Origin of the sequence: Gordonia sp. Z-3, assembly GCF_036233855.1 — a bacterium.
GTDB lineage: Bacteria > Actinomycetota > Actinomycetes > Mycobacteriales > Mycobacteriaceae > Gordonia > Gordonia tangerina.
Window position 1 is genome coordinate 74,614 of record NZ_JAZARS010000010.1, and the last position, 19,451, is coordinate 94,064.

A 19,451-nucleotide genomic window follows, 5' to 3' on the forward strand; every position below is an offset into this window, starting at 1 on the left:
TGGCTGCCAGCACCGGCTCGACTAGCCTGCGGGGTATGCAGGCTGACAACATCGTCGGCGCGGGTGCCGCGCTCCTGGCGGCCGTACTACTCGGCGTCACGGTGAGTGGCTGCGCAGGAGCCGACAACGCCACCCCGGCGCCGGTGACCACCACGACCACATCGAGTGTGGCCGCAGCGAGTACACCGACGACCACCAGCACCCCGACCCTGCCGCCGCCTTACGTCGACCGCGTGACGTGGGTCGACACCGCGGTCGGCCCGAGCCTGCAGATCGTGCCGACCCCGGCCGGCCGCCGCACCGAGAACCCGACCGGTGACGACATCGCCTGGGCGGAGGTACTGCGAATGGCGCCCGACGCCGACACCCCGGGTATGCGGGCGCAGTTCGACTGCCACTGGGATTTCGCGCGTCTCGTCGAGCCGGACAAACCGAGTTGGAACATCGAACCGCAGCGACCGGTGGTCACCGACGACGTGATGATCCAGACGCGATGCAATCCGGGCTTCGCCGAGGAGTAGCCCTCGCGGTCGTGATGGTCCCATCCCCGTTGACTGGGTCCCGTCCCCGTTGACTGGGTCCCGTCCCCGTTGACTGGGCGCCGTTTCTCATCGACTGGGCGCCGTTTCCCGTTGACTGGGCGCCGTTTCCCGTTGACTGGGCAGGCGAGTGAGCCCTACCTCGTGACGAACTGCCGCCGGTGGCCGAGCCAGCGGCACACCACGTAGATGACGAACGAGATCGTCGTGACGAACACCGACACCGGTAGCCCGGGGGCCAGCGACAGGATGAGTCCGCCGACCGCGGCCAGTTCGGCGAAGATCACCGACACGATCAGTACGGTCGTCGGATTGGCGGTCAAGCGTGCGGCCGCGGCGGCCGGGGTGATCATCAGCGACATCACCAGCAACGCGCCGATGATCTGCACCCCCTGCGCACATGCCAGACCCATCAATACCGCGAACACCACCGACAACGTGCGGATCGGCACGCCGGAGGCGGCCGCCAGCCTCGGGTCGAGCGAAGCGAACAGCAACGGCCGGTAGATGATCGCCATCCCGACGAGCACCACGACGGTGGTGATGGCGATGGCGGTCAACCCGCCGGTGCCCACGCTGACCACCTGTCCGGTGAGCATGGCGAAACCGGTTCGCGCGCTGCCGTAGAGCGCCAGGAACAGCACGGCGAGCCCGAGACCGAACGCCATCACCACGCCGATCACCGAATCCCGTTCGCGCGCACGGTTGCCGAGGAACCCGAAGACACCGGCCGCGATGACCGCGCCGATCACTCCGCCGATGTTGACGCTGATACCCAACAACAACGCGGCCGCGGCGCCGGTCACCGACAGCTCGCTGACCCCGTGCACGGCAAACGACATCTGTCGGGCCACGATCAGTGGGCCGAGGATGCCGCCGAGCAGGCCCAACAGCGCGATGGCCAGCAGTGACTGTTGGACGAAGTCACGACTGAGTAGGTCGGCGGTGGCGCTGAAATCCCAGAACTTGCTGAAGTCGATCTCCGCGGCCGCCAACGGTTGTGCGACGGTCATGTGCGCGGGTCTCGCTCTCCGTCGACCAAGGCCGACGCGTCGGCGGCTGCGGCGAAGGTGGCCGGATCGGCGGTCTCCTCGCAGTGATGGCCGTCCTCACCACCGATCACCACCAACCGGCCGTTGACCCGCAACACCTCGACGTCGCTGCCGTACAGGTTCGACAGCGTCGCGGTGGTCATCACCTCGTCGGGGGTGCCGATGCGGAACCGGCCGCCCACCAGGTACAGGACCCGGTCGACATAAGGCAGAATCGGGTTGATCTCGTGCGTGACGAACACGATCGCGGTGTTCGCCGAGCGCCGCCGTTCGTCGATGAGCTCCACCACCCGCTGTTGATTGGTGGGGTCCAGGCTCGACAACGGCTCGTCGCACAGCAGCAGCGTCGGGTTCGACGTCAGGCTCTGGGCGACCCGCAGGCGTTGCTGCTCTCCGCCGGAGAGCAGGCCCATCGGGGCGTCGGCGTACGCGGTGGCGCCGACCTCGGCCAGTGCGGCGTCGACGAGTCGACGTCGCCGCGCCCGCCCACGCAGCCCGACACCCCAACGCGCGCCGTCGACCCCGAATCCCACCAGGTCGCGGCCGCGCATCGCCATCGGGTCCGAGTCGTCGGCGTGCTGCTGCGGGATGTAGCCGATCGCATCGGTCACCTCGAGTCGCCCGGCGTCGAGCTGGTACTGGCCCAGCAGACACCGCAGGAACGACGTCTTGCCCGATCCGTTCGGGCCCAGCACCGCGACGAACTCGCCGGGCGAGATCGTCAGGTCCAGGTCGTCCCATAGCACCCGGGAGCCGAACGCCAGCCGCGCCGCGTCGAAGGTGGCGACCGGCGCGTGCGGGTCCGATTCCGCGGTCTGCGCTTGCCGATGATGCGGTGGGGCCATGCGGTCAGTGTGCGTCATGCGATCCGAGCGCGTTGCTCAAGTCCTCGATCTGAGCGGACTGCCACGCGATGTAGTCGGTGGTGCCGTCGGGCAGCGTCTCGGTGAACTCCACGACCGGCACATCGGAACGCTGCGCCACCGCCAGCACGGCCTCGGTCACCGAATCCACCGCCTGTGTGTTGTAGATCAGCGCATGCGCGGAGCCCGAGGTCAGCAGATCTTCCATCGCGGCGCGGTCGGCGGCCGACGGTGACTGGCCCTCCTCGACGGCCTGGGTGAAACCTGCGGGCGCCGAGTCGGTGAGGCCGGCCTCGGCGAGGAGATAGCCGGCCAGCGGTTCGGTCTGGGCGACCTCGGTGCCGTCGTGATCTGCCTTGATGGTCGCGAGTTGATCACGCAAGCCGTCGATCTCGGTGGTGAACTGCTCGGCGTTCGAGCGGAACTCGTCGGCGTTGGCCGGGTCGAGCTCGGCGAGCTGATCGCCCACCTGGGTTGCCACCTCGCCGACGACGGCGAGATCGTAGAAGACGTGCTCGTTGAGCGACGACTCGTCGTGGGAATGGTCCTCGTGGGACTCACCGGATTCTTCGGCCGCGTGTTCCTCGCCGGTGAGCAGTTCGAAGGCGTTCACGGTGGGCACGTCGCCACCGGCGACGGCATCTTCCATGTACTGGTCGTAGTGTCCGCCGTTGAGCACCACGAGGTCGGCGTCGGCGACGGTGGCGGTGTCGGCGGCCGACGGTTCGAACTCGTGCGGGTCACCCTCGTTGTTGGTGTACAGGGTGGTCACCGTCGCCTTGTCGCCGGCGACCGCCGAGGCGACCGACCCCCAGACGTTCGTCGAGGTCACGACGATTGGCCTGCCGTCTGACGATGCGTCGTCGCCGCTCGAGCATCCGGCCAGCACCAGGGTGCCGGCGCCGAGCAATGCGGCCGCAGTGGCCAGGGTTCGCCTCATCGTTCTCCGCCTCACGCAAATGACAATCGTTACCGAAAGAAGTGTAGGCGACGATTCGGCACCGCTGAAATCGGGTGGCGTGCTCGGCGGGAGTGGTCACCCGGGCGTCAACACCACCGGCACCACGAACCTGTGTAGCAGCGCCGCTTCGGCCTCGGCCGATTCGGCGGGACTGGTCAGCAACGAGACGATCACCCGTACCAGCCAGCGGGCACGCTCGTGCAAGTCGGATTCGGCGGTGTGCGGCGCGATCTCGGCGAGGAATTCGGTGGTGATGTGTTCGATCGCGGGGGAGACCAGCGCCAGCGACGTCGACCGGCCTGCGCTGTCGGGGACGAACCACGCCGACAGCGCCGGGTTGTCCCGCACCCCGCGCACCGCCGTCAGCACGGCGTTCACCAGCCGCGTCGCCGGGTCCGGCGCATCGTGGACGGCCTCGGCGACGGCGGTGCCGAGGCCGGTGGCTGCGCGGTCGACATAGGCGGCGAGCACCTCGGATTTACCCGGGTAGTAGCGGTACAGGGTCGCCCGCGAGCAGCCGACCGCGGAAGCCAATCCGCGCATCGTCACCGCCGACACGCCCTGCTCGACGAACAACTGCTCGGCGACGTCGAGGATGCGACCCGCGGCCAGCTCGGCGCGTTCGGGCGCCAACCAGGCCGCCCGCGTAGCCGTGTTCTCGCTCATCGGTCGATCCCGCAGGTGAACGGCACGTAGGTGGGTCGGCGCACGTAGTTGCCCTCGGCCCAGTCGATACCGTCGAGGTCGACGGTGAAGTTCGGGAATCGGGCCAGCAGTTCGGTCAGCGCCACCCGGGCCTGCATGCGAGCGGCTGCGGCGCCGAGGCAGTGATGGTTGCCGTGGCTGAACGTCAGGATCCGCCGAGGTTGGCGCGTGACGTCCAATATGTCGGCGTCGCCGCCGAACGCCAGCCGATCGCGGTTGGCCGACCCGTAACAGAGCAGCACCTTGCGGCCCGCCGGGATGGTGATCGGGCCGTCCGGGGTGTCGGGGTAGGTGACCGCGCGGGTGGTGGTGCGGGCCAGCCCTTGAACCGGCGAGGTGAGGCGCAACAGTTCGTCGACGGCGCCGCCAATCAGGTCCGGGTCGTCGACGAGACGTCGGCGCTGGTCGCGATGGCGTTCGAGTAGGGCGACACTGCCGCCGAGCATGCCGGTCGTCGTGTCGTTGCCGCCGGCGACCATGGTGAAGGTGAACGCCAGGATCGACACCAGCCCGTGTGCGGGATCGTCGGCGAGACCGGCGCGCACCAACTGCGACACCGTGTCGTCGGCCGGGTGCTGCTTGCGGAACTCCACGAGCTCGGTGAAGTACGCCGCCATCTCCATCGTCGCCGCCCCGGCCGACTCCGCCGCCGCGGCCATCCCGCCGACCTCCGAGGTCGCGCCGACGATGGCCTGCGTCCAGCCGTCGAAGCGGTCCCGGTCCTGTTCGGGCACCCCGAGATAATGCGCGACGACCATGCTCGGCAGCGGTTTGAACAGCTCGCCGACGATGTCGGCGGGGCCGTCGTCGGTGCGCAGCGCCTCGAGTCGTTCGACGACGAACTCGCGCACCGCCGGTTCCACCTCGGTCACCTGCCGCGGGGTGAATCCGCGCGCCACCAGTTTGCGGAATGCGGTGTGCGCGGGCGGGTCCTGCATCACCATCGGCGGATGGTCGGCCATCCCGATGGCATCGAGTTCGCCGTAGGTGACGGTCAACCCCTGCGCCGACGAGAAGGTCGTGGTGTCGTCGGCGGCGGCGAGCACGTCGGCGTGGCGGGTCAGCACCCAATAGTCGGCGGCCGGGTCGTCGGGGTGTTCGACGCGATGGACGGGCGCATGCTCGCGCAGCGCGGCATACATCGGATACGGGTCGGCCCATGTCGGTCCAGAACGCAGCGAGAACACGATGCGATCCGACACTTCCTTCTTCATGCGTCGATGGTGAGACACTCCGTCTAAAGTGTCAACCGGCGTGAGCTGGCTCCTCGGGAGGTCGCTGATTCGCCGGTCATTGTCTGATCGCACAACGCGAGGTGGCCGATTCGGCAATTTGCACGGTGATTGTGACCGGCCGCCCAGCCATTCTGACAACTGAGACCACGTACTCAGTCGTAGGAGGTAACACCATGTCATTGGAGGCCGGCGGCACAGTCGCCGCGGGGACGACCGAACAGTGGCGCGACCGCAAGCGCTATCTCTGGCTCTTGGGGCTCGTCGTCCCGTCCTTCACGTTCGTCGCGGTCGGCGGTTACGAACTGACCGGGTGGAGCATCTTCCTGTGGACCGGCCCGATCGTGGTGCTCGGTCTGGTGCCGTTGATCGACCTGCTCGTCGGCTTCGACACCTCCAATCCGCCCGATGAGGTGATCGAGCAACTCGAGAGCGACAAGTATTACCGGTGGGTCACGTACGCCTATCTGCCCATCCAATACCTCGGCTTCATCGTCTCGATGTACCTGATCGCGACACAGGGCTGGTCGGTGATCGACAACATCGGACTCGCGATGACGGTGGGGTTCGTCGGTGGCGTGGGTATCAACACCGCACACGAACTCGGCCACAAGAAGGAGAGCCACGAGCGGTGGTTCTCCAAGATCGCCTTGGCGCAGAGCTGCTACGGGCACTTCTACATCGAGCACAACCGGGGTCATCACGTGAACGTGTCGACACCCGACGATCCGGCGTCGTCCCGGATGGGCGAGAGCTTCTACCGGTTCTGGTTCCGCACGGTCACCGGGTCGGTGCGCAGCGCATGGCGGATCGAGGCGAAGCGCTACCGCCGCAAGAACACCCACCCGTTCCATCTCGGCAACGACGTCCTCAACGCCTGGTTGATGACCGTGGCCCTGTGGGGGCCGCTGGTGATCTGGCTCGGGCCGGGATTGCTGCCCTATCTGATCCTGCAGGCGGTGATCGGCTTCTCGCTGCTCGAGGCGGTGAACTACCTGGAGCACTACGGGATGCTGCGTCGGCAGACCGACAGCGGCCGGTACGAACGCGTGCTGCCGATGCACTCATGGAATTCCAACAACATCGCCACCAATGTCCTGCTCTATCACCTGCAGCGACACAGCGACCACCACGCGCATCCGACCCGTCGCTATCAGGTACTGCGCGATTATCGGGAGTCGCCGGCGCTGCCCACCGGGTATGCCGGGATGATCGTGCTGGCGCTGGTGCCGCCGCTGTGGCGGTGGGTCATGGACCGTCGGGTCGTCGAACACTGCGACGGCGATCTCCGGCGCGCAAACGTCGCACCGGGCCGCTACACCGCACTCGCCGAGCGGTTCCTCCTGCCGCGCAACGAAGCCGATGGCATCGACGCTCTTGCCGACGTCACCCGGCAGTCCGTCGGCGACCGGGTGGCCGCGGCTCGGTGTCCGGGCTGCGGTTACACCTACGACGTCGCCCGAGGCGATGAGGCCGAGGGTTTCACCGCCGGGACACCGTGGTCGGAGGTACCCGATGACTGGTGCTGCCCGGATTGCGGTGTGCGCGAGAAGGTCGACTTCGTCCAGGTGTCGGCCACGGGTTCACCCCCCGTCGGCTGACCCGTCGTCGAGGAAGGCCTCGTAATAGTCCAGCGCGAGGAGCAGATCGCCTGCTCGGGTGGCCAGTGGCCGGCCGAGCAGGCGCTCGGCCTGCTGAATCCGGTAGCGGACGGTGTTCTTGTGGACGCTCAGATTCCTCGCCACCGCATCGGCGTTCGCCGACGAGGTCAGCACCGTGCGCACCGTGTGGCGCAGGTGCGAGTGCCCCGGCTCTCCCAGGCCGCCCAGCATGTCCCGGCAGAACCGTTCTGCGGCAGGGTGATCCAGTGCCAACAAGGTGAGTGCGGTGACGTCGCCGTACCAGGTCACGGCCACGGTACGAGCGGGCGAGAGGGCCACCCGCTGTGCGGTGCGGGCATCCCTATGTGCGGAGATGAACCCCTCGACGCCGGCCGCCGGTCCGCCCACCGTGATCCGAACGGCGGTCGCATCGAGCGGCCCGGCCGGGAGTGTCACCTGGCCGGTACGTGTCGATATCCACGCCCACAGCTCGCGACCGCCGGGGCGGACGAAGGCCAACCGCGCCCCCGGCACGCTGCTCGCCAGGTCGGTGATCGCCGGCTCCAGGGTGTCGAGCGAGTCGGCGTTCATGGCGTGGGCGATCAGCGCGAGGTGGGTGACCCCGGTGATCGGGTGACCGCCCATCTGCGCAGAGAGTTCGGACTGGCCGACGGTGTCGCCCGCCAGCAACGCGGCCACCACCTCGTATCGCTGCGTATCCCCGCGACGCCGGATCCGATCGGTCTCGGCGGTGAACACCGCCACCGAGCGCTCCACCGAGGTGCTGAACCACCGGTTGGCCTTGGTCCAGAACCACACCAGCAGGGCCGCGTGGTCCAGGTCCGCCGAGGCGTCGCCCACCACCCCGACCGCGTAGTCCCAGGAAGCCTCCTGGGCGGCTTGATAGATCTTCAGCAAGACGGGGAGACCGAGGTGATGGCGCGCGATGTCGACGGCCAGATCATGCGCCGCCGGGACCAGGGCGTCGTCGGCCTCCACGTCGCTGGTGACTCCGTCGAGAAATGCGAGCCAATGCTGTTCGACGGCGTCGCGAACGAGAGCGTGTAGGTCTGCCGGGAGGTCGACGGCCGTGTGAACCGCCTGGGCCGTCGACGCCACCCACTCGGCGATCTCCCCCGGACCGCGTTGGGTGGACGCGAATTCCTCAAGCCAGCCGGTCAGGTCTGTCATCAGCCGAGTCTGCACGATCCTTGTGCTATTTCACATCGAACCGGCGAAATATCGGCCAGTTTCCCAATGAATGATGCCGTCGTTCAGGTCAGGATGACAGCAACGGGTTGGTGTCCCGGCCGCGCATGAAACGTCAGACAACCCATGAGACATCAGGAGGTACACGATGAGCGTCATTCACGTAGATCGCCCGGCCTGCGAGGGGATCGGGATGTGCGAGGCACAGGCCGACGACTACTTCCGGGTCGGCGACGACGGGTTCGTCGAGGTCGTGCAGTCCGATGTCGCGCCCACCGATCACGCCCACGTCGCCGCGGCGGTGGACTCGTGTCCCATGTCCGCGCTGCGTCTGGCGAAGTGAATCGTCGCCGATGACCGAGATCGAGTCCCGCGCATCGCGCCGACAGCGGCTGCTCATCGTCGGTGCCTCACTGGCCGGTGTGCGTGCGGCAGAAGGTGCGCGCTCCCACGGCTGGTCGGGGGAGATCACGATGGTGGGTGACGAGCCACACCTGCCCTACGATCGTCCGCCGTTGTCCAAACAGTTCCTCCAGGCGTGCTCCGGCGACGAGCCGCACCGACTCCGCAGCGATGAGGTGTGGGACTCGCTGAACGTCGACCTGCACACGGGCACCACGGCCGTGGGACTCGACGCCGTCAACCAGCGGGTGCACACCAGTGATGGGAGCATCGATTTCGATGCCGTGGTGATCGCGACCGGGGCGACCGCGCGGACGCTCGACCTCTTCGGCGGTGTCGACGGAGTCCATCAGCTCCGCACCCACGACGACGCGCTGCGTATCCGCGCCGCCCTGGGCACCGCCCGCCACCTGGTCGTGGTCGGCGGTGGCTTCATCGGTAGCGAGGTCGCCGCTGCAGCGTCGACGCGCGGCATCGACGTCACGCTGGTCAGTGCGTCCGACCGCCTGCTGGGTCGATCGGTGGGCCCGATGGCGGCTCAGATGCTGCTCGCTCTGCATCACGACGCCGGGGTGCACACCGTGTTGGGAGCCCGGCCGGTCGACATCGACGTCCGGGACGGGCGCCTTCGCGGCGTCACGCTCGATTCGGGGCGGCACCTGGCCGCCGATGCCGTCGTCGTGGGCGTCGGTGCCCGCCCGTCCTCCGACTGGATGGTCGGCAGCGGGATCGACATCGATCCGCACTCGCGGGCCATCCGGTGCGACCGATCGCTGGCCACCAACGTTGCGCAGGTCTGGGCGGCCGGGGACGTCGCGTCGGTGCCCGGGCAACCCGGCGGACACTGGACGGCGGCCATGGAGTCGGGCTTCATCGCCGGTGCCAACGTCGCCGGAGCCGGCAAAGAGTTCACGTCGGTTCCGTTCGCCTGGTCGAACTGGTTCGGGCACCGCATCCAGATCGTCGGTGACACCCGGTCGGCTCAGGAGCGTCGCGACGACGACGGTCTGGTCGTCTACGGTCACCGAGATCGCATCGTGGGTGCGGTGGGCGTCGACAGCCCCGGGGCCGTCGCCCGTGTGCGCCGCGAGATGGGTCGACGAGCCGAGCACGCCGCCCTGGCCACGTTCGAGGGCTGATCCCGCAGCGCCCCGGTCGCCGATGTCGAGCGTCAACCCAGGTGGCTGCGGGTCACACGAAGCCGAAACGATCGCTTCTCTACGATGGGGGGATGAGTAGCCCCCCGATGCCGCGGCGCGTCGCACTCATCTCCGTGCACACCTCCCCGCTGGCGCAGCCGGGAACCGGTGACGCAGGCGGAATGAACGTCTACGTCTGGCAGACGGCGACGCGGATGGCCCAGCGCGGTATCGAGGTGGAGATCTTCACGCGTGCCACCTCTTCGTCTGATGCGCCGCTGGTGTCCGCCGCGCCGGGGATCACCGTGCGCAATGTGGTCGCCGGCCCGTTCGAGGGGCTGGACAAACGCGATCTACCGGCACAGTTGTGTGCGTTCACCGCCGGCGTGCTGCGAGCCGAGGCCATGCACAAACCCGGCTACTACGACCTCATCCACTCCCACTATTGGCTGTCCGGGCAGGTCGGCTGGCTGGCGCGCGACCGATGGGGCGTCCCGCTGGTCCACACCGCGCACACCCTCGCCGCGGTCAAGAACGCGTCATTGGCCAAGGGGGACACCGCCGAACCGATGTTGCGGGTGATCGGCGAGCAGCAGGTCGTCGACGAGGCCGACCGCATGGTGGTCAACACCGACACCGAGGCCGCCGAACTCGTCTCGATGTACAACGCCGACCGCGACCGCATCGACGTGGTCCATCCCGGCGCCGATCTCGGCGTCTACGCGCCGGGGTCACGCGAGCGGGCCCGCGCCGAACTGGGCCTGCGCGACGACGAGACGATTCTGACCTTCGTCGGACGGATTCAGCCGCTCAAGGCGCCGGACGTCCTGCTCGCTGCCGCCGCGCCGATCATCGAGCGCGCGCGTCGGTCGAGTCGTCGGGTGCGGGTCCTCATCGTCGGCGGGCCGTCGGGCAGTGGCCTCGATCGTCCGACGGCACTGATGGATCTCGCCGACGATCTCGGTATCGGCGCCGAGGTGAGCTTCCTTCCGCCGCAACCGTCCCCGCGGCTCGCCCAGATCTATCGCGCCTCGGATCTGGTCGCGGTCCCGAGCTACTCGGAGAGTTTCGGTCTGGTCGCCGTGGAGGCACAGGCCTGTGGGACGCCGGTGGTGGCCGCCGATGTCGGTGGCCTGAACGTGGCCGTGGCCGACGGGCATTCGGGTCTGCTCGTCGACGGCCACGACGTCGAGGAATGGACCGCGGCCATCGAGGGACTGCTGGCCACCCCCGATCGGCTCGCCGCGATGCGTCGCAACGCCCGACCACACGCGGAGCAGTTCTCCTGGGAGCACACCGCCGACGACCTGCTGGCGTCCTACTCGGCCGCGATGGCATCCTTCGCCGCGCGCAATCCGGGGTCCATCGGTGCGGCCTCCGCACGGCGCGCGGCGCGTAGGTGGCGCCGCGTTCGACCGAAAGTTGCCGTAGGGCAATGAGTCTGGCAGCCCAGCAAGTCGGTTGATGAGCATAGGGGAGTGATCGTGTGAACCAGGCCGAGATCGTCGACCTACTCGGATCGACGTTGACCGAGCGAGATATCGAGTTCAGTCGCCGGGATGCCGGCGGCGCGCAGGCCGAGCATTTTGTCGTCGAACTGCCCGGCGAACGCAAGCTGACCACCACTGTTCTGCTCACCGCGGGGCCGCACGGGGTGCGCGTGGAGGCCTTCGTCTGCCGGCGGCCGGATGAGAATCATGAGCAGGTGTACCGCTACCTGCTGCGACGCAACCGGCGGCTCTACGGCGTCGCCTACACCATCGACAACACCGGCGACATCTATCTCGTCGGTCGGATCTCCGGCGATGCGCTGGGCGCCGACGAGATCGACCGCGTGCTGGGCCAGGTCCTCGAGGCCGCCGACGGGGACTTCAACACGTTGCTCGAGATCGGCTTCCTCACCTCCATTCAGCGGGAATGGGCGTGGCGGGTGTCGCGCGGGGAGTCGCTGCGCAACCTGCTCGCCTTCGAGCACCTCATCGACAAGGATTCGTTGCCCGAACCGGGAGAGCCACTGGCCGGCCGCTATGTGCCCGGCGAGACCACCGCGGCCGACGCGGCGGCGCAACGCTCCGGCGACCGGTTCGCCGACGACGAGGACTGAGCCCCCGGGGTGTGATGGTGGTCCGGATCACACCCGCGGATTCGCTCGTCGTAGAGTTGTTCGGTGTCGATCACCCGAACGCGTCGAATCGGGTGAATCGGGCAACGTTTCCACTGATGTGACAATGAATGTTGTTACGATTGCGGTCCGGTGTTCCCCAACGGAGGTGTCATGAGCTTCACGAGTCCTTTCCCCGATGTCGAGATCCCGAACCAGACGGTCTACGACTTCCTGTTCGGATCGATCAGCGACGACGACATGAATCGGGTCGCGCTGGTGGATCCGAAGTCGGGGGACGAGACGACGTATGCCCGGTTGATCGGCCAGATCCACGCGGCGGCCGGTGCGTTGCGGGCGAAGGGCATTGGCGTCGGCGACGTGGTGGGCATCTTGTCGCCCAACATCCCGGCGTTCGCGACGGTCTTCCACGGCATCCTGCGTGCGGGCGGCACGGCGACCACGATCAACGCGTTGTTCACCGCGCCGGAGATCGCCAAGCAGCTCACCGACTCCAAGGCCAAGATGCTCGTCACGATCTCGCCGCTGGCCGACCAGGCCAAGGCCGCGGCGAAGGAGGTGGGCATCTCCGACGAGAACCTGATCATCCTCGACGGTGCGGGGCTCAAGGAGACCGGGCATCCCAACGCCGTCGACCTGCTCGCGCCGAATCTGCCGGCCCCCGAGGTCACCATCGATCCGGCCACCCATGTGGCGGCGCTGCCGTACAGCTCCGGCACCACCGGTAACCCCAAGGGCGTGGCGCTGACGCACCGCAATCTGGTCGCCAATGTCGCGCAGATCAAACCGCTGCAGGGGATGACCGCCGACGACGTGGTGATCGCGGTGCTGCCGTTCTTTCACATCTACGGCATGACGGTGCTGCTCAACGCGGCGCTCTACAACCGTGGTCGGCTGGTCATCATGCCGAGGTTCGACCTCGTGGAGTTCCTGGAGAACATCCAGAACTTCAAGGTCACCACCGCCTACATCGCGCCTCCGGTGGCCGTCGCGTTGGCCAAACACCCGATCGTCGACAGTTACGATCTGTCGTCGCTGACGGTGATGATGTCGGGGGCCGCGCCGCTCGACGACGAACTCGGCAAGGCCGTCGCCAAGCGGCTCGACCTGCACATGCTGCAGGGCTACGGCATGAGCGAGCTCTCCCCGGTGAGTCACCTGATCCCCATCGACACGAAGGCGGCACTCGGCTACGACGAGCCGCCGCTCTCGTCGACCGGATGGGCCATCCCCAACACCGAGAACAAGATCGTCGACCCGGCCACCGGTGACGAGATCGGCCTGCCGACCGAGGGACTCTCGGAGCCAGGCGAGCTGTGGGTCAAGGGGCCCAACGTGATGCTCGGCTACCTGGGCAACGAGCAGGCCACCGCCGACACCATCGACGCCGACGGGTACCTGCACACCGGCGACCTCGCGCAGGTAGACCCGACCGGTTGTGTCTACATCGTCGACCGGCTCAAGGAGCTCATCAAGTACAAGGGCTACCAGGTGCCGCCCGCCGAGCTCGAGGCGCTGCTGCTGACCCATCCCCAGATCGCCGATACCGCGGTCATCGGCGTGGTCGACGACGAGGGCGAGGAGATCCCGAAGGCCTTCGTGGTCGCCCAGGCCGGTGCGGAGCTGAGTGCCGACGACGTGATCGAGTTCGTCGCAGCAAAGGTGGCCCCGCACAAGAAGGTTCGCGCCGTCGAGTTCATCGAGGCGATCCCGAAGTCGGCCTCGGGCAAGATCCTGCGGAAGGACCTACGCAAGTAGGCTTGCGCACCCAGCGTGCCCAGCACGGAGGTTGAGTGGGCGCTGTTTTTCGTTGAGTGGGCGCGGCGATCTGCCTAACGCGCGGTTCGACCCCAACTTCCGCGCCCACTCAACGAAAAACAGCGCCCACTCAACGCGAAAGGCTGTCAAACGCGACCCACTCGTAACTGTCAGCCCACATCCTCCAGGTGCGCCTCACCGACCGGGTGGCGGCGATGCCACCAGTAGGTCAGCGCCCACAGGATCACGCCGAGCAGCAGTAGCCAGCCGGCGATCACGTATTGCTCGTTGTCGGCGCGCGCGAACGGCAGGGTCAGTGCCCCCGACGTCACGGCGCCGAGGACGGCGAACACGACGTTGGTCTGGAAGTGTTTGTGTTCCACCTTGTCTCGCCGCAAGACCAGGACCGCGATGTTGACGACGGTGAACACGGCGAGCAGCAGCAGCGCGGTGGTGCCGCCGAGGAGGCCGACGACGTTGCTGTCGGGGTCGGCGCTGACGTAGACCAGCAGGCACAGCGCGATGACGGTGGTGAAGATGATGGCGGCGAACGGGGTGCGGCGGCCGGGGTGCACGTAGGACAGGAACCGGGGCAGCACGCCCTGTTTGGCCATGCCGTAGAGCAGCCGGCTGGCCATCATCATGTTGATCAGGGCCGTGTTGGCGACGGCGAACATCGAGATCCAGGGCAGCAGCTCGGTCATCGGGAAGTCGGGCGCCGCCGCCTCCACCACCTGAACGAGCGGGGTGTCGCTCTCGGCGAGGTCGCCGACCGGAACGATGGCGACCGCCGCGATCGCGATGAGCACGTAGACCACCGCGGTGATCCCCAACCCGGTCAGCATCACCTTGGGGAAGATGCGGGTCGGTTCCTTGCATTCCTCGGCCATGTTCACCGAGTCCTCGAAACCCACCAGGGCGAAGAACGCCAACGCGGTCGCCGCGGACACGGCGATGAAGGCATTCTTGTCGGCTGCGGTTTCGAACGCGATCACCGCATCCCAGTGTTCGGCATTGCCGCCGATGATGAACCAGTAGCCGATGAAGATCACCAACAGCAGGCCGGACAGTTCCACCAGGGTCAGGACGACATTGGTGCCGACGCCCTCCGCGACACCGCGGAAGTTGATGAACATCACCAGCAGTAGGAAGCCGATCGCGAAGAACAGCAGGGCGGGGTTCGTCGAGTCGGGTTCGTCACCTCCGCTGAATGCGGTCAACATGTTGGCGGCGAAGGCGCGCGAGGCCGTCGTCGCCGAGGTGATTCCTGAACACATCACCGTGAACAGCACGATGAAGGTCAGGAAGTGCACGCCGAAGGCCTTGTGCACATACAGTGCGGCACCGGCCGCCTGCGGATACTTGGTGACCAGCTCGAGATAGGAGAATGCGGTCAGCGTGGCCACGGCGAAGGCGATCAGGAACGGCAGCCACGCGGCGCCACCGACCTCGCCGGCCACCTGCCCGGTGAGGGCATACACACCGGTGCCCAGAATGTCGCCGATGATGAAGAGCAGCAGGAGCTTCCAGCCGAGGACGCGTTTGAGTTGGGGTTCTTGGGGTGTGGCGGCGCCGGTCGCGCCGGAATCCGCGCTGACGGTCATGAGTGTGAAGCTAGACCCGTTTGGTCGGGTTCGCGCGTTTTCGCCCTGTCGGTGACCGGATCGATGCCGGGGCGTGCTCGGGCACACTGGTCCGATGAGAGACGTGCGGACGATGATTCTGCTCGGTGCCCTGTTGGCCACCACCGGACTCACTGTGGTGCTCGGCGTCACCGATCCGGCCGAGCCGCAGTTTTACCCGACGCGATTCCTCGTCTGGAACCTCTTCTTGGCGTGGATTCCGATGGTTTTCGCCGTCGGGTTCGTCACGGTTCGTCGTCGCGGGTGGCTGATCCTCCTCGGTGTCGGCTGGCTGGCGTTCCTGCCGAACGCGCCCTACCTGGTCACCGACCTGGTTCACCTCGGTGATGGCGTCGACTTGTGGCGCCACGTGCTGCAATACGGGTTCGCCGCCTGGACCGGGATCATGCTCGGTGTGGTGTCGATGCTGCTTGTGCATCGGCGCGTGGAGCACGACCACGGCCGGCTCGCGGGTTGGGCGGTTGTCACGGTCTCGGTGGCGTTGTGCGCCGTGGGAATCGTCATCGGCCGCTTTCAGCGATGGAACTCGTGGGATTTGGTGACCAGGCCTGATGCGGTGGTCGCGTCGACCCTGGAGTGGGTGCGGTCGCCCTTCGCGGAGGTGGCGTCTACTGGTGTGGCGGCGGCCGTGGCGGCCTTCTTCGGGCTCGCGTACGCGACCGTCTGGTCGCTGGGCTCGGCCGAGGATTTCGCGCGCCGGCCGAGCAGGTGACCAACGGGCGATTGTGCGAAACTCTTTCCCATGACCAACGGCACCTTGATCCTGATGCGGCACGGCGAGAGCGAATGGAACGCCTCCAACCAGTTCACCGGGTGGGTCGATGTGGCGCTCACCGAGAAGGGTGAGGCCGAAGCCGTTCGTGCCGGGGAGCTCCTCGTCGAGCACGACGTGCTGCCCGACATCCTCTACACCTCGCTGCTGCGTCGTGCGATCCAGACCGCGCAGATCGCTCTCGACAAGGCCGACCGGCACTGGATTCCGGTCACCCGCGACTGGCGGCTCAACGAGCGCCACTACGGCAAGCTACAGGGGCTCAACAAGGCCGAGATCAAGGAAGAGTTCGGCGACGAGCAGTTCATGCTGTGGCGCCGCAGCTACGACACCCCGCCGCCGCCGATCGACCCGGCCGCCGAATACAGCCAGACCGGCGATGCCCGCTACGCCGACCTTGCCGAAGTTCCGCTCACCGAATGCCTCAAGGACGTCGTGGAGCGAATGGTCCCGTACTTCACCGAGACCATCGCCGCCGACATCAAGGCCGGCAAGACGGTGCTGATCGCCGCCCACGGCAACTCGCTGCGCGCTCTGGTCAAATACCTCGACGACATCTCCGACGCCGATATCGCCGGGCTCAACATCCCCACCGGCAACCCGCTGCGCTACGACCTCGACGAGAATCTGAAGCCGCTGAACCCGGGTGGCACCTACCTCGACCCGGAGGCCGCGGCCGCCGGTGCCGCGGCGGTCGCCGCGCAAGGCCAGAAGTAGCGACGTCCGCGCTCGGCACCGCGGCCGCGGGTGGCCGCCCGCCTGGTTCACCGGCGATGTGATCGTCTGCGCGGTCCGGACCGTCCTGGCGGCCAAATCGTCGCTGTAGTCAAATCGTCATGGTGGGAATCGTGTGACTCGCGCTACATTGGATGCCATGGCGAATGTCGGGAGTCTGACGATCAATCATTCCCCTGCTCAGGAGCGTTACGAGGCTGTCTTGAGTGCGGATACCAACGCAGCTGCGGCGGAATCCGGGGATTACGCCTCCGATGTGGACCAGGTGGTCGGCTATCTCGACTACGTCTCAGAGCCCTATCAGGTCGTGTTGACCCACACCGTGATCCACGAGCAGTACAGCGGACACGGCTACGCGGGCGAACTGGTCCGGGTGGTGCTCGACGACATCCGGGACGCGGGTAAGCAGGTGGTCCCCGTCTGTTCCTACGTCCAGCGATTCATCAGTCAACACCCGGAGTACGCCGATATGGCGGTGCCGGTACCGCAGTGACCTGCGGCCCGACGCGAGGTTAGCCATGTCACCGCGACGGCGGGGTAGATAGTTCGAACGCCATATGAACAGCGTCGGAACAATCGCGATGGATGTGCAGTGTGCGTTCGCTGCGCCGTAAGCTGCCATTGTGACCGTTGCATTGCTCGTCGCGGCGATCGCCATCGCGCTTGTCTGTTTTGCCGGCGGAGCTCTTGTCGGACTCCGCACGCCTCGTCATGGTCGGGGGACCGGACCGCTTGCCAGGTGGAGGAAGTCCTCGACCGACGGTGAGCCGTCCGAAGAAACCGCGTCCACGACGACCGGACTCGTGTCGCGTCGGGTGATCACCGCAAACGCCCCACGCGAGGTTTCCGAAACCGCGGAACTGCGCGACTCCGATGTCAGCCTGACCACCGACGACGGGCGGATGACCAAAGCCGGTCTGCTCAGTTTGATCGTGCGGAACAGCGAACACGCGGTCGCCGTGGTGGACCGTTTCCGCGATGTCGTCCTGTTCAACCAGCAGGCCGTCGAACTCGGCGTCGTCCACGACCGTCTGCTCGCCGACGCGGTCTGGGATGCGGCCAAGGAGGTCCTGGACACCGCCGTCGAGGCCCGCTTCGAATTCGCGCCCGTGCAGTCCTCGTACGGATTCGTCTCCACCGGCCGCGCGACGGCCCGCCAGGTCGAATCGGTTCGCTGCCTGGTTCGACTGGTCGCCCACGACGACGAGAAGTACGCCGTGGTCTACGGCACCGACGACACCGAGCATCGTCGGGTGGAGGCGACGCGGCGCGACTTCGTCGCCAACGTGTCGCATGAGCTCAAGACTCCCGTCGGCGCCGTCGGCCTGCTCGCCGAGGCGTTGCTGGAATCCGCCGACGACCCGGAGTCGGTGCAACATTTCGGTCGTCGTGTGCTTACCGAGTCCGACCGGCTCGGCAACATGGTCAGCGAACTGATTGCGCTGTCCCGACTGCAGGGTGGCGAGACCCCGGAATTCACCACCGTCGACGTGGACGAGCTGGTGCGCGAGGCGGTGGACACTGCCGCCACCACCGCGGAGGCGGCCGGTATCACGCTGCGCGCCGACGACGAGACCGGCCTGTGCGTGCGCGGCGATCGGGTGCTGCTGCTGACCGCGATCAGCAATCTGGTGGTCAACGCGATCGCCTACTCACCGGCGAACACCACGGTGTCCATCAGTCGGCGACTCACCCCCATCGACGGCCGCCCGATGGTCGCGATCGCGGTCACCGACCGCGGCATCGGTATCGCCCCCGACGATCAGGAACGGGTCTTCGAACGGTTCTTCCGAGTGGACAAGGCCCGGTCACGACGGACCGGTGGCACCGGACTCGGGTTGGCCATCGTGAAGCATGTCGCCGCCAATCACGACGGTTCCATCGGGCTGTGGAGCAAGCCGGGTACCGGCTCCACGTTCACCTTGTGTATCCCGGAGGACCTGACCGCCAGCATCATCGACGCAGACCAACCGGATATTCAGAGCAACCAACGACAAGAGGACTTACATCGGTGACGCACGTAATGATCGTCGAGGACGAGGAATCGCTGGCTGATCCACTGGCCTTCCTCCTTCGTAAAGAGGGTTTCGAGGCGAGTGTCATCAACGATGGGGCACAAGCGCTCTCGGCGTTTGACCGGGTGAGCCCCGACATCGTCCTGCTGGACCTGATGCTGCCGGGGATGAGTGGCACCGAGATCTGTAAGACGTTGCGGGCGCGGTCGAGCGTCCCGGTGATCATGGTGACCGCCCGCGACAGTGAGATCGACAAGGTCGTGGGACTCGAACTCGGTGCCGACGACTACGTGACCAAGCCGTATTCGGCGCGCGAACTCATCGCGCGTATCCGCGCGGTGTTGCGCCGTGGCGGCGATGCCGGTGAAGAGGAACTCACCATCGGCGTCATCGAAGAGGGGCCGGTACGGATGGATGTGGAACGGCACACCGTCGCGGTCAACGGTGAGGCCGTGACGCTGCCGCTCAAGGAGTTCGATCTGCTCGAGTACCTGCTGCGCAACGCCGGGCGCGTGCTGACCCGCGGGCAGCTGATCGATCGCGTCTGGGGTGCCGACTACGTGGGCGACACCAAGACCCTCGACGTGCACGTCAAACGCCTACGATCCAAGATCGAACCCGACCCCAGCAACCCCAAACACCTCGTCACCGTGCGCGGTCTGGGGTACAAGTACGAGCCGTAAAGCAGCTGGACCTCGCGCTG

Annotated in this window: 19 protein-coding genes; 12 read left to right on the forward strand and 7 right to left on the reverse strand. The window is 67.0% G+C overall.

What is annotated here, in order from left to right:
• The first annotated feature begins 35 nt into the window (after positions 1–35).
• Positions 36–521, forward strand: coding sequence for a DUF2599 domain-containing protein (locus tag VX037_RS13455; protein WP_235724136.1), 486 nt, complete (start codon positions 36–38; stop codon positions 519–521).
• Positions 522–676: 155 nt separating this feature from the next.
• Here VX037_RS13455 and VX037_RS13460 read toward each other — a convergent pair whose 3' ends face one another.
• From VX037_RS13460 to VX037_RS13480, 5 genes are all read right to left on the reverse strand, one after another.
• Positions 677–1,552 (reverse strand): metal ABC transporter permease, encoded by an 876-nt coding sequence (locus VX037_RS13460; RefSeq protein WP_235724135.1) that lies wholly within the window; start codon positions 1,550–1,552, stop codon positions 677–679.
• Positions 1,549–2,436, reverse strand: coding sequence for a metal ABC transporter ATP-binding protein (locus tag VX037_RS13465; protein WP_235724134.1), 888 nt, complete (start codon positions 2,434–2,436; stop codon positions 1,549–1,551). The genes VX037_RS13460 and VX037_RS13465 overlap by 4 nt, the downstream gene beginning before the upstream one ends.
• A 4-nt stretch (positions 2,437–2,440) precedes the next feature.
• Positions 2,441–3,394: a metal ABC transporter solute-binding protein, Zn/Mn family gene (locus VX037_RS13470; protein ID WP_235724133.1), complete on the reverse strand. Its 954-nt coding sequence runs from the start codon at positions 3,392–3,394 to the stop codon at positions 2,441–2,443.
• Between the two features lie 96 nt (positions 3,395–3,490).
• Positions 3,491–4,081, reverse strand: a complete 591-nt coding sequence (locus VX037_RS13475; protein WP_235724132.1) for a TetR/AcrR family transcriptional regulator — start codon at positions 4,079–4,081, stop codon at positions 3,491–3,493.
• Entirely contained in the window at positions 4,078–5,334 is a 1,257-nt protein-coding gene (locus VX037_RS13480) for a cytochrome P450 (RefSeq protein ID WP_235724131.1), read from the reverse strand. The genes VX037_RS13475 and VX037_RS13480 overlap by 4 nt, the downstream gene beginning before the upstream one ends.
• Positions 5,335–5,528: 194 nt before the next feature.
• Here VX037_RS13480 and VX037_RS13485 point away from each other — a divergent pair, with 194 nt between their 5' ends.
• Positions 5,529–6,953 carry a fatty acid desaturase gene (locus VX037_RS13485; RefSeq protein ID WP_235724130.1) on the forward strand — a complete coding sequence of 475 codons (1,425 nt, stop codon included), beginning with the start codon at positions 5,529–5,531 and terminating at the stop codon, positions 6,951–6,953.
• Here VX037_RS13485 and VX037_RS13490 read toward each other — a convergent pair.
• Positions 6,936–8,144, reverse strand: coding sequence for a PucR family transcriptional regulator (locus tag VX037_RS13490; RefSeq protein ID WP_235724129.1), 1,209 nt, complete (start codon positions 8,142–8,144; stop codon positions 6,936–6,938). The genes VX037_RS13485 and VX037_RS13490 overlap by 18 nt on opposite strands.
• 166 nt (positions 8,145–8,310) lie before the next feature.
• Between VX037_RS13490 and VX037_RS13495 the strand changes: the two genes are divergently transcribed.
• The 5 genes from VX037_RS13495 to VX037_RS13515 all read left to right on the forward strand — a co-directional run bounded on the left by VX037_RS13495 (position 8,311) and on the right by VX037_RS13515 (position 13,583).
• Complete coding sequence (locus tag VX037_RS13495; RefSeq protein ID WP_235724128.1) at positions 8,311–8,505, forward strand: ferredoxin; 195 nt, start codon at positions 8,311–8,313, stop codon at positions 8,503–8,505.
• A 10-nt stretch (positions 8,506–8,515) separates the two neighbouring features.
• Positions 8,516–9,703 (forward strand): NAD(P)/FAD-dependent oxidoreductase, encoded by a 1,188-nt coding sequence (locus VX037_RS13500; RefSeq protein ID WP_235724127.1) that lies wholly within the window; start codon positions 8,516–8,518, stop codon positions 9,701–9,703.
• Between the two features lie 92 nt (positions 9,704–9,795).
• Complete coding sequence (mshA, locus tag VX037_RS13505) at positions 9,796–11,142, forward strand: D-inositol-3-phosphate glycosyltransferase (RefSeq protein WP_235724126.1); 1,347 nt, start codon at positions 9,796–9,798, stop codon at positions 11,140–11,142.
• 47 nt (positions 11,143–11,189) lie between these two features.
• Entirely contained in the window at positions 11,190–11,807 is a 618-nt protein-coding gene (locus VX037_RS13510; protein ID WP_266060060.1) for a YbjN domain-containing protein, read from the forward strand.
• 171 nt (positions 11,808–11,978) lie between these two features.
• The gene (locus tag VX037_RS13515; RefSeq protein ID WP_328714650.1) at positions 11,979–13,583 is read left to right on the forward strand and encodes a 4-coumarate--CoA ligase family protein; all 1,605 of its coding nucleotides are present in this window, start codon (positions 11,979–11,981) and stop codon (positions 13,581–13,583) included.
• 170 nt (positions 13,584–13,753) lie between these two features.
• Here the strand turns inward: VX037_RS13515 and VX037_RS13520 are convergent, their stop codons facing one another.
• Entirely contained in the window at positions 13,754–15,187 is a 1,434-nt protein-coding gene (locus VX037_RS13520) for an APC family permease (RefSeq protein ID WP_235724123.1), read from the reverse strand.
• Between the two features lie 94 nt (positions 15,188–15,281).
• Between VX037_RS13520 and VX037_RS13525 the strand changes: the two genes are divergently transcribed.
• The 5 genes from VX037_RS13525 to VX037_RS13545 all read left to right on the forward strand — a co-directional run bounded on the left by VX037_RS13525 (position 15,282) and on the right by VX037_RS13545 (position 19,431).
• Complete coding sequence (locus VX037_RS13525; RefSeq protein ID WP_235724122.1) at positions 15,282–15,938, forward strand: DUF1361 domain-containing protein; 657 nt, start codon at positions 15,282–15,284, stop codon at positions 15,936–15,938.
• A gap of 30 nt (positions 15,939–15,968) precedes the next feature.
• Positions 15,969–16,715 (forward strand): phosphoglyceromutase, encoded by a 747-nt coding sequence (locus VX037_RS13530; RefSeq protein WP_235724121.1) that lies wholly within the window; start codon positions 15,969–15,971, stop codon positions 16,713–16,715.
• A 157-nt stretch (positions 16,716–16,872) separates the two neighbouring features.
• Complete coding sequence (locus VX037_RS13535) at positions 16,873–17,226, forward strand: GNAT family N-acetyltransferase (RefSeq protein ID WP_235724120.1); 354 nt, start codon at positions 16,873–16,875, stop codon at positions 17,224–17,226.
• A 130-nt stretch (positions 17,227–17,356) separates the two neighbouring features.
• Complete coding sequence (locus VX037_RS13540; protein ID WP_235724119.1) at positions 17,357–18,748, forward strand: sensor histidine kinase; 1,392 nt, start codon at positions 17,357–17,359, stop codon at positions 18,746–18,748.
• On the forward strand, positions 18,745–19,431 hold the full coding sequence (locus VX037_RS13545; protein WP_235724118.1) for a response regulator transcription factor: 687 nt from the start codon (positions 18,745–18,747) through the stop codon (positions 19,429–19,431). The genes VX037_RS13540 and VX037_RS13545 overlap by 4 nt, the downstream gene beginning before the upstream one ends.
• The last annotated feature ends 20 nt before the right edge of the window (positions 19,432–19,451 follow it).

Coding starts and splice junctions, on each gene's coding strand:
- VX037_RS13470 (WP_235724133.1), bottom strand. CDS start 3,394: ATGAGGCGAACCCTGGCCACTGCGGCCGCATTGCTCGGCGCCGGCACC.
- mshA (WP_235724126.1), top strand. CDS start 9,796: ATGAGTAGCCCCCCGATGCCGCGGCGCGTCGCACTCATCTCCGTGCAC.
- VX037_RS13520 (WP_235724123.1), bottom strand. CDS start 15,187: ATGACCGTCAGCGCGGATTCCGGCGCGACCGGCGCCGCCACACCCCAA.
- VX037_RS13465 (WP_235724134.1), bottom strand. CDS start 2,436: ATGGCCCCACCGCATCATCGGCAAGCGCAGACCGCGGAATCGGACCCG.
- VX037_RS13500 (WP_235724127.1), top strand. CDS start 8,516: ATGACCGAGATCGAGTCCCGCGCATCGCGCCGACAGCGGCTGCTCATC.
- VX037_RS13535 (WP_235724120.1), top strand. CDS start 16,873: ATGGCGAATGTCGGGAGTCTGACGATCAATCATTCCCCTGCTCAGGAG.
- VX037_RS13515 (WP_328714650.1), top strand. CDS start 11,979: ATGAGCTTCACGAGTCCTTTCCCCGATGTCGAGATCCCGAACCAGACG.
- VX037_RS13455 (WP_235724136.1), top strand. CDS start 36: ATGCAGGCTGACAACATCGTCGGCGCGGGTGCCGCGCTCCTGGCGGCC.
- VX037_RS13475 (WP_235724132.1), bottom strand. CDS start 4,081: ATGAGCGAGAACACGGCTACGCGGGCGGCCTGGTTGGCGCCCGAACGC.
- VX037_RS13530 (WP_235724121.1), top strand. CDS start 15,969: ATGACCAACGGCACCTTGATCCTGATGCGGCACGGCGAGAGCGAATGG.
- VX037_RS13480 (WP_235724131.1), bottom strand. CDS start 5,334: ATGAAGAAGGAAGTGTCGGATCGCATCGTGTTCTCGCTGCGTTCTGGA.
- VX037_RS13485 (WP_235724130.1), top strand. CDS start 5,529: ATGTCATTGGAGGCCGGCGGCACAGTCGCCGCGGGGACGACCGAACAG.
- VX037_RS13525 (WP_235724122.1), top strand. CDS start 15,282: ATGAGAGACGTGCGGACGATGATTCTGCTCGGTGCCCTGTTGGCCACC.
- VX037_RS13460 (WP_235724135.1), bottom strand. CDS start 1,552: ATGACCGTCGCACAACCGTTGGCGGCCGCGGAGATCGACTTCAGCAAG.
- VX037_RS13495 (WP_235724128.1), top strand. CDS start 8,311: ATGAGCGTCATTCACGTAGATCGCCCGGCCTGCGAGGGGATCGGGATG.
- VX037_RS13490 (WP_235724129.1), bottom strand. CDS start 8,144: ATGACAGACCTGACCGGCTGGCTTGAGGAATTCGCGTCCACCCAACGC.